Below are 14,608 nucleotides of genomic sequence, written 5' to 3'. Positions count from 1 at the left end.
GAGGAGACGGGTCCGCTACTGGCCGGTGACCTGCTGGAATCGGCTGGTGTAGTCGTCCAGTTGGGCGATGCTGAGGGCCATGAAGCCACGGGCCTTGTCCTGCATCTCCTGGCTGGGGACGATGAGCGGCACGGCGGCGGCGGTGGGGTCCAGCTGCTGGAGCGACGCCACCGCGCCGTCCACCGAGGGGATGTAGTTGATGAAGTCGTCCAGGGCGGCGGCGACGTCCGGCTCCAGGTAGTAGTTCAGCAGCTTCTCGGCATTGGTCTTGTGCCGCGCGAAGTTGGGGATGACGCAGTTGTCGGACCAGGAGAGCATGCCCTCGGTGGGCAGGTCGACGGTGACCAGGTTGGGCTTGCCGAGCTGCGCCACATCGCCCGAATAGGCCATCGTCACCGCCGTGTTGCCCTGCTGGAAGGCGCTCAGGTAGTCGTTCCCGGTGAAGGAGCGGATCTGGCCCGAGTCCTTGGCCCGGCGGACGTACTCCAGTGCCTGGTTGAACTGGGCCTCGGTGAAGTTCTCCGGATCGAATCCCAGCGCCAGCAGCGAGATCGCGACGGTGTCCTCCATCTCGCTGAAGAGCGAGACCTTTCCCCGCAGGTCCGCCCGGGTGAAGACCTCCGCGATCGAGGTGATCGGCTGCTTCACCAGGTCGGTGTTGTAGGCGAAGGTGGTGTACCCGTAGGCCCACGGCACGGAGAAGCGGCGGCCCGGATCGGTCGCGTCCTTGATGACGCTGGGCAGCATCTTCGCGTGGTTGGGGATGTTCGCCAGGTCGAGTTCCTGGATGTAGTCGTACGCCCGGTACTTGGCCACCATGTAGTCGCTGACGACCATCAGGTCGTAGCCGGTGTCGACGCCCTTGACCAACGACGGGTCGACCTTCGTGTACCAGTCGTTGTTGTCGTTGATGATCTCCAGGTAGTTGACCTGGATGCCGCTCTGCTTGACGAAGGCGTCCAGCGTGGGCCGCTTGTTGGGGTCCTTCGGATCGACGTCGATGTACGCCGGCCAGGTCGCGAAGTCGACCGTCCGTTCGGTGGCGGAGTAGTCCTTGCCGGCCTGCCCCACCTCCTTGCCACCGGGCGGAACGACATGGCCCGGCACGCCGCAGGCCGACAGCAGTCCGGTGCCGGCCACGGCCAGCCCTCCCGCTGTCACACCACGGAGCAGGGAACGGCGGCTTATCGCGGCGGCCGCCGAATGAGAGCGGGTTCGGTTGGTGAACCGCACCAGATCGGCAAAACTGGGGCCCGTCATGGGGATGGAGTGGCCTTTCTGCAGAACGCGGGGTGCTGGTCGATGGTCCTTTCCAGCGGTGGTGGGGGAATTGCGCTGCGGGGACAGCGGATGGGGTCAGAGATTAGGGCGGGAACAACGGATTCCCCCTGCTCAGACCTCGGATGACAGCGGAATCGTTACCAACATTGAGCGTTCTGCAACGACTTCCGCATCGTTGATCACCCTGCGTGATAAGGCCCCCGCTTGGCCACCTACACCTTGTAAAAGGCGCAACAGAAGGTCTGCTGATCTGGCAGTGGGACGGTGCGGGGTCCGGGCGGGATGATCCCAGCACAGCCCACCGACGGGGGACCCTCTTACGGGATGTCACCCCGGAACGCGGGAGCGACACACTCTGCCTCCCCCTGGTTCTGCCACGGGCGGATAGCGTCGCTCCATGACCAACAGCTTCGCCCTGCACATACCCGACGCCGACCTCGAACCGGAGCCGCTGGATCCGTCGCAGGTCATCTCCGGAACGCCCCAGGTCACCGGTCGGGTGCTCTGGGAGTCCCCGGACGGCCGGCAACTTCGCGGGATCTGGCAGATCACCCCCGGCGTGGTGACGGACACCGAGGCCGACGAGCTCTTCGTGGTGGTCAGCGGTCGAGCCACCGTCGAGATCGCCGGCGGCCCCACCCTAGAGGTGGGACCAGGCGACGCCGCCGTCCTGAACCACGGTGACCGGACGACCTGGACCGTGCACGAGACGCTGCGCAAGGCCTACGCCATCACGCTCCGCGACCCCGCCTGATCCCCGGCCGGCCCCGCCCCCACCCCCTCGCACGAAGGAACACCCTGATGGATCCCGTCGCCTCCCTGCAGGACGTCAAGCCGGTCCCGTTCTGGCTGGATGATCCCGCGCGCCCCGAGGCCGGTTCCGCGCTGGTCGGCGACGTCCACTGCGACCTGCTCGTGGTCGGCGGCGGCTACAGCGGCCTGTGGACGGCGTTGATCGCCAAGGAGCGCGACCCCTCGCTGGACGTGGTCCTGATCGAGGGGCAGCGGATCGGCTGGGCGGCCTCCGGGCGCAACGGCGGCTTCTGCGCCGCCAGCCTCACCCACGGCCTCGGCAACGGCCAGCAGCGCTGGCCCGGCGAGTTGGCCCGGCTCGAGAAGCTGGGCGCGCGCAACCTCCAGGCCGTCGAGGACAGCATCAAGCGCTACGCGATCGACTGCGACTGGGAGCGCACCGGTGAGATCGACGTGGCGACCGAGCCCTACCAGGTCGACGACCTGCACGAACTCGCCGAAATGGCAGCCGAGTTCGGCGGCGACTTCGCCGTCCTGGACGCCGACGCGGTGCGCGCCGAGGTCAACTCCCCGACCTACCTCGGCGGGTTCTGGGACAAGGACGGCGTGGGCATGGTCAACCCGGCCAAGCTCGCCTGGGGCCTGAAGCAGGCCTGCCTGGACCTGGGCGTGCGGGTCTACGAACACACCGAGGCGACCGCGCTCGCCGAATCCGGTGCGGGCCTTGCCGTGCGCACGGCGTACGGCCGGATCTTCGCCGGCCGCGTCGCCCTCGGGACGAACGTCTTCCCCTCGTTGGTCCGCCGCACCCGTGCCTACACCGTTCCGGTCTACGACTACGCGCTGATGACCGAGCCGCTGAGCGCCGAGCAACTCGCCTCGATCGGCTGGCGAAACCGGCAGGGGCTGGGGGACAGTGCCAACCAGTTCCACTACTACCGGCTCTCCGCCGACAACCGGATCCTCTGGGGCGGCTACGACGCCGTCTACCACTACGGAGGCCGGGTCCGGGCCGAGTACGACCACCGCCCGCAGACCTATCAGACGCTGGCCACGCACTTCTTCCAGACCTTCCCGCAGCTTGAGGGCCTGCGCTTCACCCACGCCTGGGGCGGCGCGATCGACACCTGCACGCGCTTCTCCGCCTTCTTCGACACCGCCTACCGGGGCAAGGTCGCCCTGGCCGCCGGCTACACCGGCCTCGGTGTCGGCGCCACCCGCTTCGGCGCCGAAGTGATGCTCGACCTGCTGGCCGGCGAGCGCACCGAGCGGACGGCGCTGGAGATGGTGCGCCGCAAGCCGCTCCCCTTCCCGCCCGAGCCCGTGCGCTGGGCTGGCATCGAGCTGACCAAGCGCTCCCTCGACCACGCCGACCGCAACGCGGGCCGGCGCAACCTCTGGCTCAAGACGATGGACCGCCTCGGGCTCGGCTTCGACTCCTGACCCGCTGCCGGCGCACTCGCCCCGGACGGCGCAGCCCGGCGGGCCGGCCGGGGGCGTGGCGTGTGACCGTGAGCAAGTGTCAATTTACTTGTTCCGCCTGGCCCAGTGGGCGTTTCGGCGACGGCGACTGGTGCTGAGCATCTGGCTCCTGGTCGCCGTCGTCACGATCACCGTCTCGGTCGCCAGTGGCGGTAAGACCAACGACAACTTCACCATCCCCGGTACCGAGTCGCAGCAGGCCGCAGACCTGCTCAAGGCGAAGCTGCCGGCTCTGGCGGGTGGTCAGACGCAGGTCGTCTTCGCCACCCACGGGGCGGTCAAGGTCACCGATCCGGTGCCGCGGGCCGGGATCGAGGCCGCGGTCGCGAACCTGGCGAAGGTCCCGCAGGTCGCCTCGGTCTCGAACCCGTTCCTGGCGAAGGCGATCTCCCCGAACGGCCAGGTCGCGCTCGGCCAGGTGCAGTACACCGCGCAGCCGGCCGATGTGAAGGACGCCACGCTGAACGCGGTGCAGGCCGCCGTCACACCGGCCCGGGACGCGGGCGTCCAGGTCGAGTACTCCGGCAGCGTCTACCCGGGCTGGCGGCTCGTCCCCTCGGAGCTCCCGGAACTCATCGGCCTGGTGGTCGCGTTCATCATCCTGCTGATCACCTTCGGCGCGTTCGTGGCCGCCGGTCTGCCGATCCTCACCGCGGTCATCGGCGTGGCCATCACCCTGACCGGCGTCACCGCCATCGCCTCGGTCGTCACCATCGCCTCGGCCTCGACGACCGTCGCCCTGATGCTCGGCCTGTCCTGTGGCATCGACTACGGCCTGTTCATCCTCTCCCGGCACCGCAACCACCTGCTGCAGGGCCGCGAGGTGGAGCAGTCGGTCAGCCTGGCCGCCGGCACGGCCGGCAGCTCGGTGGTGTTCGCCGGACTGACCGTCATCATCGCGCTCTGCGGGCTGTCCGTCGTCGGCATCCCGTTCCTGACGATCATGGGCCTGGCCGCGGCCGCCGCGGTGGCCATCGCGCTGCTGATCTCGCTCACCCTGCTCCCCGCCATGCTCGGCTTCGCGGGCGAGAAGGTGACCAACTTCATCAGCTCGCCGCTGCGCCGGGGCCACCACGAGGAGGTCGCGATGACGGCGGCCACCGCGCCACAGAAGACCTTCGGGGCGGCCTGGGCCCGCTTCGTGGTCCGCTACCGCATCCCCACCCTGATCGGCGGCGTCGCGCTGCTCCTGCTGTGCGCGGTGCCGGCGCTGGACGTGCAGCTGGGGCTGCCCAGCGGCTCCTCCAAGCCGACCTCCGACACCTCCCGCCGGGCCTACGACCTGACGACGGCGGCCTTCGGTCCCGGCTTCAACGGCCCGCTCCAGGTCGTCGCGGACGGCGTCACCACCCCGCAGGCGGTGGCGGCCATGGCGGCCACGCTGAGCAAGGTCCCCGGCGTCACGGCGGTCACCCAGCTGGCCCTGACCAACGGCGTCGGGGTCATCCGCGTCGTCCCCACGACCGGCCCGAGCGACCCGGCCACCGCCGACCTGGTTCACGCCCTGCGCGACAACCGGGCCGCGATCGAGGGGTCCAGCGGGGCGAAGGTGCTGATCGGCGGCGTCACGGCCTCGAACATCGACGTGTCCGCCAAGCTGTCCGCCGCGCTGCCGGTGTTCCTGGCGGTCGTGGTCGGGCTGGCGTTCCTCCTGCTGACGTTCGCGTTCCGGACGATCCTGGTGCCGATCAAGTCGATCATCGGCTTCCTGCTGTCGGTCTCGGCCGCGTTCGGCCTGACGGTCGCACTGTTCCAGTGGGGCTGGGGCCAGAGCGTCTTCGGTATCACCAAGGCCGAGACGATCAGCTTCCTGCCGATCATCATGCTCGCCATCATCTTCGGCCTCTCCAGCGACTACGAGGTCTTCGTCGTCTCCCGGATCAAGGAGGACTTCACGAAGACCGGCGACGCCCGCGGCGCCGTCCAGCGCGGCACCGGCCTGTCGGCCCGGGTGGTGACCGCCGCCGCGTTGATCATGTTCTTCATCTTCGTGGCGTTCATGTTCAGCAAGGACCCCACCATCAAGGCCATCGGCTTCAGCTTCGCGGCGGGCGTCTTCCTCGACGCCTTCGTGGTCCGGCTGACCCTGGTGCCCGCGGTGCTGGCGATCGTCCGCGCGAAGGTCTGGTACCACCCGCAGTGGTTCTCCAAGTACGTGCCGAACCCCGACATCGAGGGCGAGAAGCTGGAGGAACAGCTGGCCCGCGACCGGGAGGCCGTCTCCGAGGACGTCGGCCGCTGACGCTGCTCGACGGTGGCCGAGGCGAGTGCGGCCCCGGGGCGCGCTGCCCTCAGCCGGCGTTCGCCCGGGCGCGCCACTCGCGGGGCGTGGCGCCGTAGGCGGCGCGGAAGACGCGGCTGAAGTGCGCGGGGCTGACGAATCCCCAGCGCCGGGCCACGCAGGACACGGTCGGCGAGGCCGCGGCGCGCCGGGACAGGTCCCGGGCGCACATCTCCAGGCGGCGGCGCTGGATCCAGCGGGCCACCGTGGTCTCCTCGCTCTGGAAGAGCTTGTGGAGGTAGCGGACCGAGACGTGGTGCGCGGTGGCGATCTGCTCGGGTGAGAGCGACGGGTCGCCGAGGTGGTGGATGGCGTAGTCCTTGATCCGCGCGAGCATGGCCGGAGCGGTCTCCGGCGCCGTCGGGTTCAGGGCGCCGGTGCGCTCCTGGATGAGCAGGGCGAGCAGATCGATGGCCGCGTCGGCGAGCCGGCCCCCGGTGTAGGGGTCGAGCTGCGGCGCTTGAGCGGCCAGTTGGCGAAGGTAGGCGGCGACCACGTCGGTGGCTCCGGACCCGGGAGCGAACGCCGTGGCGGTGGCCGCCTTCAGGTCGTTGTCGTGGACCTGGAGAGCGGCGCGAGGCAGGCGGATCGCCGTGAAGTCGAAGGCGTCCGGGAACTCCTTGGTGAACGGGCGGCTGGACTCGGACACGACGAGCTCGCCCGGGCCCTGCGTGATCTCCCGCCCGTCCTGGGAGATCCTCGCGCGGCCCCGGTGCTGCAGCGCCACCGACACCCAGCCCTCACCGCCCATCGCGATGGTCCGCCGGTTGCGGCTGACGGTCTGCGGTCCGGCCGACACCCGGGAGATCTGCACGGCTCCCAGCTGGTCGCTGCTGAGGACCGCGACGGACGGACGCTGCTCCAGCAAGTCGACCTGAAGCGGCACGTAGGCCCGCGAGACGGTCTCCCGCCAGAACTCGGCACGCTCGGCGGGGGACAGCGATTCGGTGGACACCGTGGTCGACACGAGGCTCCCTTCGCCGGCGGAGAGGTCTGTTCCCGACCGTGCCGGTCCCCGGGTGGAGAGCAGGGCACGGTCGTCGGTCGGCCTTGATCCCCCGTGCTGACCTGGCACCATCTTTCCCATGGTCCGGGTGACCGCGCTTCTGTCAGATGACCGGTCTCGTGCCGGTGGACGGCGTCGAACACCGTGGACAGCGCCGAACACCATCGAGCAAGGGGTGCCATGCAAAGCGTCTTCGAGTCCGCGTCAGCCCCGTCGATCCTCGGCCGGGACTGCGAGCTGGCGCGGATCACGGACGTGCTCGACGCCGCGGACGGCCGAAGCTGCGCCGGGGGCCAGGTGCTCGTGCTCACCGCCGAACCGGGAGCGGGCAAGAGCACGCTGGTCGACTGGTCCGCGGCCCTCGCGGCGAGCCGGGGCTACCAGGTGCTGCGAGTGCGCGGCGGCGAGGGCGAGACGGGCTTCGGATTCGCCGGGCTGTACCAGCTGCTGCGCCCGCTGCTCGGATCCGTCGACCGGCTGGCCGCCCCACAACGGGACGCGCTGCTGGCCGCCTTCGGCCAGCAGGCGGTGACCGGCGGCCGACAGCCCGATCCGCTGCTGATCCGCTGTGCCGCGCTGAGTCTGCTCGCCGACGCGGCCACCGACCGGCGGTTGCTGCTGCTGGTCGACGACGCGCAGTGGCTGGACCCGGGCACCGTGGAGGTCCTCGCCTTCGTCGCACGCCGCCTGGACGGCACGACGATGGCCGTCCTGCTGGCCGCGCGGGAGGACGCGCTGCCGGCCTGGTTCGACCGGGACTTCGCCCACCTGGCCATCACGCCGCTGGACCGCGCGGACGCGGGCATGCTGCTCGATCGCCAACCGCAGCCGCCGCGCGGCCAGGCCCGGCTGCGGATCCTGGAGCAGGCGGCCGGCAATCCGCTGGTGCTGATCGAGCTGGCTCGTGCGGTCGCGCTGACGCCCGGCAGCCAAGGCGCGGACGCGGCGGAATCGCTGCCGCTCACCACCCGGCTGGAGCGGATCTTCGCGGCGGACCTCGCGGGCCTGCCGCAGCGCACCCGGCAGGTGCTGGTGCTGGCGGCCGCGGCCGGCGCCGCCGAGTTCTCCGAGGTGCTGCGGGCCACGCCCGACGCGGGTGACCCGCAGGTCTGGTTGCCCGCCGAACAGGCGGGCCTGGTGCGGCTGGACTCGGGGCAGGTCCGGCTGCGCCATCCGCTGGTGCGCTCCGCCGTCTACCGGGCGGCCTCCTTCGAGGAGCGGCGGGCCGCCCACCAGGCGCTGGCCGAGGCACTGGTCGACGACTCCGACCGGCACGCGTGGCACCTCGCCGCGGCCACCCTCGGACCGGACGACGAGGTGGCCAAGGCACTGGCCGCCAGCGCGGAGCGGACCCGCCGAGGCAGCGGCTACGCTGCCGCCGCGGCCACCCTGGAGCGCGCGGCCGCACTGACCCCGGACGCGGACCTGCGGGCGCGCAGGCTGCTCGAGGCCGCCACCATGGCGATGCTCGGCGGCTGCCCCCAGTGGGTCGGCGAGCTGGCCGTCAAGGTCTGCGCCACCGCGGACGACCCGGAACTGCTCGCCGAGGCGTCCATCCGGGCCGGCTGGTCCCTGGCCGTGACCACCCGGCACGAGGAGGCGCTGGGATTCCTGGTGCCCGTCGCGCAGTCCATGGTGGCTCCGGCCCCCGAGCTCGCCATGAACGCCCTGGGGACGGCGGCGACCCCGGCGTACAACGTCGGATCCGCCTTCTACCGCGCGGAGTTGCGCCGCCTCGCCGACCTGGTGCCGCCGCAGCCCGACGAACCGGCCCGGGTCTGGCTGCGGGCGGCCACCGAACCGCTCGCGGACCGCGCATGGGCGGTGCCCGCCCTGCACCGGACACTGGCCGAGGCGCCCGAGGACTCGCTCCTCCAGCTGACCCAACTCGGCGGTGCCGCCTGGATCCTCGACGAGACCGCGACGGCCGTGCGGATCCTCGGGCAGGTGATCGACCACCTGCGCCGCACCGCCACGGCCGGTGGCGACGCCGTGGCCGCGCAGGCACTCGCGTTCGCGCTGTTCGAGAGCGGCGCGTGGTCCGCGGCCCGGTCCACCGCGCAGGAGGCCTACCGGATCGCCGTCGAGGTCGGGGCGGAGAACGTGGTGGCGGGATCGCCGATCCTGCAAGCCACGCTGCTGGCGCTGCACGGCGACGCGGCCGGGGCGCGCCGGCTCACCGAGACAGCCGTCGCCGGGGTGGACCTGTCCTGCTCGCCCAGCCTGTTCGTGCGGTCCTGCCACGCGCTGGGCCTGGCCGCCTTCGTCGAGGGCGACCACCTCGCGGCGTACCGGCACCTGCGAGCCGTCTTCTCGCGCGACTTCCACCCCGTCCCGGTCCACTACCACGCGTCGTACTACTACCTCGCCGACCTCGCCGCGGCATCGGTCCGGGCCGGCCAGACGGACGACGCCCGGTCCGTCGTGCAGGTCGCCGTCCGCTCGCTCGGCGAGCACCGCTCCGCGCGCCTGGACGCGGTGGCGCACCGGGCGACCGCGCTGCTCAGCGAGCCGGACGAGGCGGAACCGCACTTCCGCGCCGCCCTCGCCGACCCCGCCGGGGACCAGTGGCCCTTCGAACGGGCCCTGGCACGACTGGAGTTCGGCGAGTGGCTACGCCGACGCCGCCGGGTCACCGAGGCCCGCACGCTGCTGAGCGCCGCCCTCGGCGTCTTCGAGCGACTGGACGCGCGCCCGTGGACCGAGCGCGCCGCCTCGGAGCTGCGGGCCGCCGGCGTGCCGACCGCGCGAACCGAACCCGCCCACCACGCCGCCGAACTGACGCCGCAACAGCTGCAGATCGCCCAGGCGGCGGCCGCCGGGCTGACCAACCGGGAGATCGGCGCGAAGCTGCTGCTCTCCCCGCGCACCATCGGCTTCCACCTGCACAAGATATTTCCCAAGCTGGGCATCACCACGCGGGCCCAACTGCGCGACGCGCTGGACGACGTGCTGTCCACTGACCGACCCGTCGACTGACCTAGGCTCGGATGGGCCGCCCCGGTGCATGCGCGGACAGGCCAGAGCCGAGTCGCTGTCGGCAAACGCGGCCCGGCCGAGTGGTCCTACGGTGGCGATCGCGCCTCGGGGTACCGAGGCCGGCCGGCTCCCGCCGAGGCGGGACCACTCGCACTATTAGGAGACGGAAATGACGCACGACTTCAAGCCGGTCCAGCCCGTACTGGAGACGGCGGCCCAGGCGTTCGCGCAGGCCACGGCCGAGCCCCCGTTCCTGTTCGATCTCGCGCCCGCCGAGGGCCGCAAGGCGGTCGACGAGGTCCAGTCGGGCCCGGTCGAGCTGCCGGCTGTCGACGAGGAGTGGATCACCGTGGCGGGCGGCCCGACCGGCAGCGTCCGGGCCCGGATCGTGCGCCCGGCCGGTGCCACCGGGACCCTGCCGGTGGTCCTCTACATCCACGGCGCGGGCTGGGTCTTCGGCAACGCGCACACCCACGACCGCCTGGTGCGGGAGCTGGCCATCGGCGCGGACGCGGCGGTGGTGTTCCCCGAGTACGCCCTGTCGCCGGAGGCCCGCTACCCCGTCGCCATCGAGCAGAACTACGCCGTCGCCCAGTGGATCGTGCGGGAGGGCGCCACCAAGGAGCTGGACGGCACCCGGCTCGCCGTCGCGGGCGACTCGGTCGGCGGGAACATGAGCGCCGCGCTGACCCTGATGGCCAAGGAGCGCGGCGATGTGACGCTCCGTCACCAGGTGCTCTTCTATCCGGTGACGGACGCCGCCTTCGACACCGACTCGTACCACCAGTTCGCCACCGGCTACTTCCTGCGCCGTGACGGCATGCAGTGGTTCTGGGACCAGTACACCACCGACCCCGCCCAGCGCGCCGAGATCACCGCCTCCCCGCTGCGCGCCACCACCGCCCAGCTCACCGGCCTGCCCGCCGCCCTGGTCATCACCGGCGAGGCCGACGTGCTGCGCGACGAGGGCGAGGCCTACGCCAACAAGCTGCGTGCGGCGGGCGTCCCGGTCACCGCCGTGCGCTACCAGGGCATCATCCACGACTTCGTGATGCTCAACGCGCTGCGCGAGACGCATGCGGCCCAGGCCGCCATCACGCTGGCGGCGCAGACGCTGCGCGACGCGCTGCACGGCGCCTGACGTCCGCTCGCACCAGCCACGGGCCGGCTTCCCCGACCGTCGTGCTGGTGCACGGCGGTTCGCTGATGCGTCCAGGTCGAGGTCCACTCCTCGCACCTGGTGATGCCGGCCCACCCCAAGAAGGTGGCCGGGCTGATCGTCGAAGCCGTGCGCGCCACGACCACCTGACCGGGCCGCCACCCGCCGCGCCCCGTTGCCCTCGGTTCAACCACCGACGGCAGCGGGGCGCGAACAGTTCCGGGCACCTGCCAGTCATCACAGCCCCGCGCACGGGGCCGCCCCGCGCACCGGGTCAGCGGGGCGGCTGCTGGGTGCGGTAGTAGTCGCGCCAGATGAGCCGGTGCACCCTGGTCCAGCGCGGAATCGACCGGATGCCGGGGAGGAAGGGCACCAGGGCCAGGACCAGGCTGAGCAGGGCCATCAGTGCCCAGACCAGGGCGTCGGCGTTGTGGGAACTCTTGAACGGCTCGATCTGGTACCAGAAGGTGTAGAGCCACAGCCAGGCCTGGCCTGGGTAGTTGCCGGTCTCGTTCATCATGCCCCACTGGTCGCCCGCCAGGTGCTGGTCCTGGGCGAGGCCGGCGAAGTAGGTTCCGTCGCCGAGGAAGAGCAGCGGGCGGGTGTAGTCGGTCTGGTAGAACTGGGTTCCCTCGGTGAGCAGTTCGCCGTCCAGCGCACCCGACTGGGCCAGTTCCAGCAGGCGTGCGGTGAGGACCGGGACCGGGCCGTAGTCGCCGGGGGGCACCTGGGCGAGGTCGCCGTTCGGGGCTTTGCCGAGGGCGTCGGCGTAGGCGGAGGTCCACGCCTGCTGCTGGTTCGCGGGTGCGGTGTTCCAGGTGGTGAGGGCGGCGGTGACGGGGGCCGGTTCGGGGGCCTGGCGCAGGGGTTGGATCACGAAGTCGTTCGCTGTGTCGATCGGGATGCGCACGCCGGCGAAGCGCTGGAGGCCGACTGGTCCGATCTTCTGTCCGGCTCCCGGTGTGTGGTTGTACGGGGGGCCGTACTGGGCGGTGGTGCTGGTGCCGCCGAGCTCGGACACCGCGGTGGCGGTGAAGTCGGCCGAGTCGGCGCGTGACCACGAGCCCAGGGTGACGGGAGGCTCGTCGGGGGAGGAGAACAGCGCGGCGAGGCCGGCGGTCAGTGCGGCGACCAGGACCAGCGCGATGGTGACCTCTTTGATCAGGTCGTAGGGCCGGGTCGGGAACGCGGACGACTCCGGCGTGCCGGCCCGGCGGGTTCCGCGCCTCACGCCTGGCCCTCCTGTCCGGGCGGGACCTGCTCGGCGTCGGTCAGCGGGGCGTCGATGGGTGGCACGATGCCGCGCAGCCGTACCAGCAGCACGTGCCACGCGCTCAGCAGGCAGATCACGACGGGGAACAGCACGATGTGCCACATCAGCATCTGGCCGAAGTCGAGGACGTTCCAGAACGCGCCGATGCCGACCGCGTTCATGCCGTCCTTGGCCTGGTCCGCGATCCACTGCGAGTCGAAGTTCTGCTGGACCAGGTAGCCGGAGAACGCCGTGCCGATGGCGGTGAGGAACGCGACCACGCCGGTCATCCAGGTCAGGGCCCGTCGGCCGCGCCAGGCCGCCATGAAGAACTTCGCCCACAGGTGGAGCACCAGGACGAACATGAACAGCTCGACGCTCCACAGGTGCAGGCTGTTGACGTACTTCCCGACCGTGGAGACGTGCCACCACGCGGGCCCCTTCAGGGCCAGCAACCCCCCGCTGACCAGCACCACGATCAGCGAGGAGACCGTCAGGACGCCGAAGACGTACACCCACGAGGCCATGTAGGCCGGCTGGCTGTCGGGCAGCAGCTTCTCCGGCGGCAGCGCCGTGACCAGCCGGCGACGCACTGCCGCGGTCCAGCCGCGCTCGGGGGCCGGGGCGGCGCTGCTCATCCGCGCTTCCGTCCACGCGGGAAGGGCAGCAGCAGGGCGAGCACGAAGACGAGCACCATCAGGGCGATCACCACGAGATTGGCGACGGAGATCTGCACGACGCCCCAGTGGACGTAGTGCCCGGTGCCGTTGAGGTCGATCGGCGCGGCGAGCGTGCGGGTGAACTGGTATCCGGATCCGGTCACGGGCCCCTGACTCTCTGGATCAGATGGACTGACTGGGGCTCGACACTCCCGGGCCGGAACCCGAAAGCACCGGCCGAAGGGAGCGCACCACGGCGGTGAGGCTTCGTCAGGCCTTCGGCGTAGCGCCCACGGCTGAGTGTCGCGTGTGGGTGTTCCGTCGTGGTCGAGGCGCTACCGCGCTTCACCCGGTGGGCCGAGTGACCCGCCGGCTCCGGGTGCGGATACAGCTGGTCGAGGAAGGACATGCCGTCAGGACCTCCGGCACGAGTCGTCACAGCCATCCTCCGGGGGACCGCAGCCTCTTCGCTCGCCACGCTGGCCCCCGGCCAGGGCGGGACTCAGAGGATCCTCAGAGGTCAGGAACATGGCAACTCAGCTGACATCTCGTCAGCATTGAAGGCACAGCGCCAAGTCCGCTCCCAGCGGCTGTCCGACGCGCTCTTGCCCCGGAGGCTCTGATGTCCATGCCCTCGCTCGACCGTGCCCGCTTACTCCCCAGAGTGGTCGCCGCGCTGCTCTGCCTCGCGGTGTCCTGGATCCACGTCCAGGACCAGGGAGGCTTCCCCGGCGACAAGACACCGCACTACGTCGGCATCGGCTACTACCTGCTGGAGGCCACCGGCGTGCTCTGCGCGGTACTGCTCCTCGCCGGCACCCGGCGACGCGTGCCCCGCGACGCCTACCCCGTCGACTGGCTGCTCGCCGCGGGAGTCGCCCTCGGCCCGCTGCTCGGCTTCATCCTCTCCCGGGGCCCCGGCCTGCCCGACTACAGCGACGACAAGGGCAACTGGACCGAACCCCTCGGCCTCATCAGCGTCGCCGTGGAGGGCACCCTCCTGATCACGGCCGCCACCATCCTGCTGGCTGCCCTCAGGACGACGCAGGCCGCCGTGGGACGGCGTGTGCCCAGCAGTTCCACCACCCGCTGACCGAACCGGCACGGTGGCGATCGTCACCAGCGGCACCGCGGCAGCTCGACGACGGACGCCGGTGCCGGCCGACGGGCCGGCGGGTACGAGCCGCTCGCGAACCGACGGCGGGCGGGGAACAGGAGAACTCCTCGTGATCAGCAAGTCCCTCCTCATCGCGGCGACAGCAGCCGCGGCCGCGGGCGCGGGCGCGATCGTGGTCCCCCAGGCGGCCGCCGCGCAGGCAGCGCCGATCAGCACCATCTACTCGGCAGCGCAGAACACCTGTCTGGACACCAGCACGACCGACCCCGCTCACTACTTCCTCGACACCTACGGCCACGCCTGCAACGGGTCCACGACCCAGAACTTCGCCTTCCAGGCGGTCACCGGCACGACCGCGACCTACCAGATCGTCAGCCAGGCCAATGGTCTGTGCATCGAGAAGTACCGCCTGGGCGTCCGGCAGGCGGCCTGCAGCAGCTACACCGAATGGACACTCCACCCGGTCGGCACGGGTGGTAACCGGTACCAGTTCGTCGCCCCTGGCACGTCCGGCTACCCCACCGCCGACTGCATCCAGGTGTACCCGACGCCGAACGGATACCCGGGCCCACTGTTCGACCTGGCGGGGTGCAGCTCCGCCCCCGGACAGATCCTGACACTCAGCACCACGCCGTAGCG

12 protein-coding genes are annotated in these 14,608 nt (G+C 71.1%); 7 read left to right on the top strand and 5 right to left on the bottom strand.

Annotated elements, in window-relative coordinates; all coding sequences use genetic code 11:
* Nucleotides 1-15: 15 nt before the first annotated feature.
* On the bottom strand, nucleotides 16-1,140 hold the full coding sequence (locus ABH937_RS00250) for a spermidine/putrescine ABC transporter substrate-binding protein (RefSeq protein ID WP_370216703.1): 1,125 nt from the start codon (nucleotides 1,138-1,140) through the stop codon (nucleotides 16-18).
* A gap of 538 nt (nucleotides 1,141-1,678) precedes the next feature.
* On the opposite strand from ABH937_RS00250, the gene ABH937_RS00245 reads away from it, so the two are divergent.
* The 3 genes from ABH937_RS00245 to ABH937_RS00235 all read left to right on the top strand — a co-directional run bounded on the left by ABH937_RS00245 (nucleotide 1,679) and on the right by ABH937_RS00235 (nucleotide 5,758).
* Entirely contained in the window at nucleotides 1,679-2,035 is a 357-nt protein-coding gene (locus tag ABH937_RS00245) for a cupin domain-containing protein (protein WP_370216702.1), read from the top strand.
* 47 nt (nucleotides 2,036-2,082) lie between these two features.
* Entirely contained in the window at nucleotides 2,083-3,477 is a 1,395-nt protein-coding gene (locus ABH937_RS00240) for an NAD(P)/FAD-dependent oxidoreductase (protein ID WP_370216701.1), read from the top strand.
* 76 nt (nucleotides 3,478-3,553) lie between these two features.
* The gene (locus ABH937_RS00235) at nucleotides 3,554-5,758 is read left to right on the top strand and encodes an MMPL family transporter (RefSeq protein ID WP_370216700.1); all 2,205 of its coding nucleotides are present in this window, start codon (nucleotides 3,554-3,556) and stop codon (nucleotides 5,756-5,758) included.
* Between the two features lie 49 nt (nucleotides 5,759-5,807).
* Here ABH937_RS00235 and ABH937_RS00230 read toward each other — a convergent pair whose 3' ends face one another.
* Nucleotides 5,808-6,764 (bottom strand): helix-turn-helix domain-containing protein, encoded by a 957-nt coding sequence (locus tag ABH937_RS00230; protein WP_280693385.1) that lies wholly within the window; start codon nucleotides 6,762-6,764, stop codon nucleotides 5,808-5,810.
* A gap of 219 nt (nucleotides 6,765-6,983) precedes the next feature.
* Between ABH937_RS00230 and ABH937_RS00225 the strand changes: the two genes are divergently transcribed.
* Complete coding sequence (locus tag ABH937_RS00225) at nucleotides 6,984-9,782, top strand: AAA family ATPase (RefSeq protein WP_370216698.1); 2,799 nt, start codon at nucleotides 6,984-6,986, stop codon at nucleotides 9,780-9,782.
* 169 nt (nucleotides 9,783-9,951) lie between these two features.
* Nucleotides 9,952-10,923 (top strand): alpha/beta hydrolase, encoded by a 972-nt coding sequence (locus tag ABH937_RS00220; RefSeq protein ID WP_370216697.1) that lies wholly within the window; start codon nucleotides 9,952-9,954, stop codon nucleotides 10,921-10,923.
* A gap of 292 nt (nucleotides 10,924-11,215) precedes the next feature.
* Here the strand turns inward: ABH937_RS00220 and ABH937_RS00215 are convergent, their stop codons facing one another.
* The 3 genes from ABH937_RS00215 to ABH937_RS00205 are packed head-to-tail and all read right to left on the bottom strand — an operon-like array spanning nucleotide 11,216 to nucleotide 13,016.
* Entirely contained in the window at nucleotides 11,216-12,172 is a 957-nt protein-coding gene (locus ABH937_RS00215; RefSeq protein WP_280693388.1) for a hypothetical protein, read from the bottom strand.
* Nucleotides 12,169-12,831 (bottom strand): cytochrome b N-terminal domain-containing protein, encoded by a 663-nt coding sequence (locus tag ABH937_RS00210; RefSeq protein ID WP_280693389.1) that lies wholly within the window; start codon nucleotides 12,829-12,831, stop codon nucleotides 12,169-12,171. Before ABH937_RS00210 ends, ABH937_RS00215 begins: the two co-directional genes overlap by 4 nt.
* Entirely contained in the window at nucleotides 12,828-13,016 is a 189-nt protein-coding gene (locus tag ABH937_RS00205) for a hypothetical protein (protein WP_280693390.1), read from the bottom strand. Before ABH937_RS00205 ends, ABH937_RS00210 begins: the two co-directional genes overlap by 4 nt.
* Nucleotides 13,017-13,474: 458 nt before the next feature.
* Between ABH937_RS00205 and ABH937_RS00200 the strand changes: the two genes are divergently transcribed.
* Both ABH937_RS00200 and ABH937_RS00195 read left to right on the top strand, forming a co-directional pair.
* Nucleotides 13,475-13,945: a hypothetical protein gene (locus ABH937_RS00200; RefSeq protein WP_280693391.1), complete on the top strand. Its 471-nt coding sequence runs from the start codon at nucleotides 13,475-13,477 to the stop codon at nucleotides 13,943-13,945.
* 133 nt (nucleotides 13,946-14,078) lie between these two features.
* On the top strand, nucleotides 14,079-14,606 hold the full coding sequence (locus tag ABH937_RS00195; protein WP_280693393.1) for a hypothetical protein: 528 nt from the start codon (nucleotides 14,079-14,081) through the stop codon (nucleotides 14,604-14,606).
* The last annotated feature ends 2 nt before the right edge of the window (nucleotides 14,607-14,608 follow it).

This window comes from Kitasatospora sp. GAS1066B (assembly GCF_041262605.1).
Lineage (GTDB): Bacteria > Actinomycetota > Actinomycetes > Streptomycetales > Streptomycetaceae > Kitasatospora.
The sequence above is the reverse complement of the archived record's forward strand: the minus strand, read 5'-3'. Positions and strand labels throughout refer to the sequence as shown.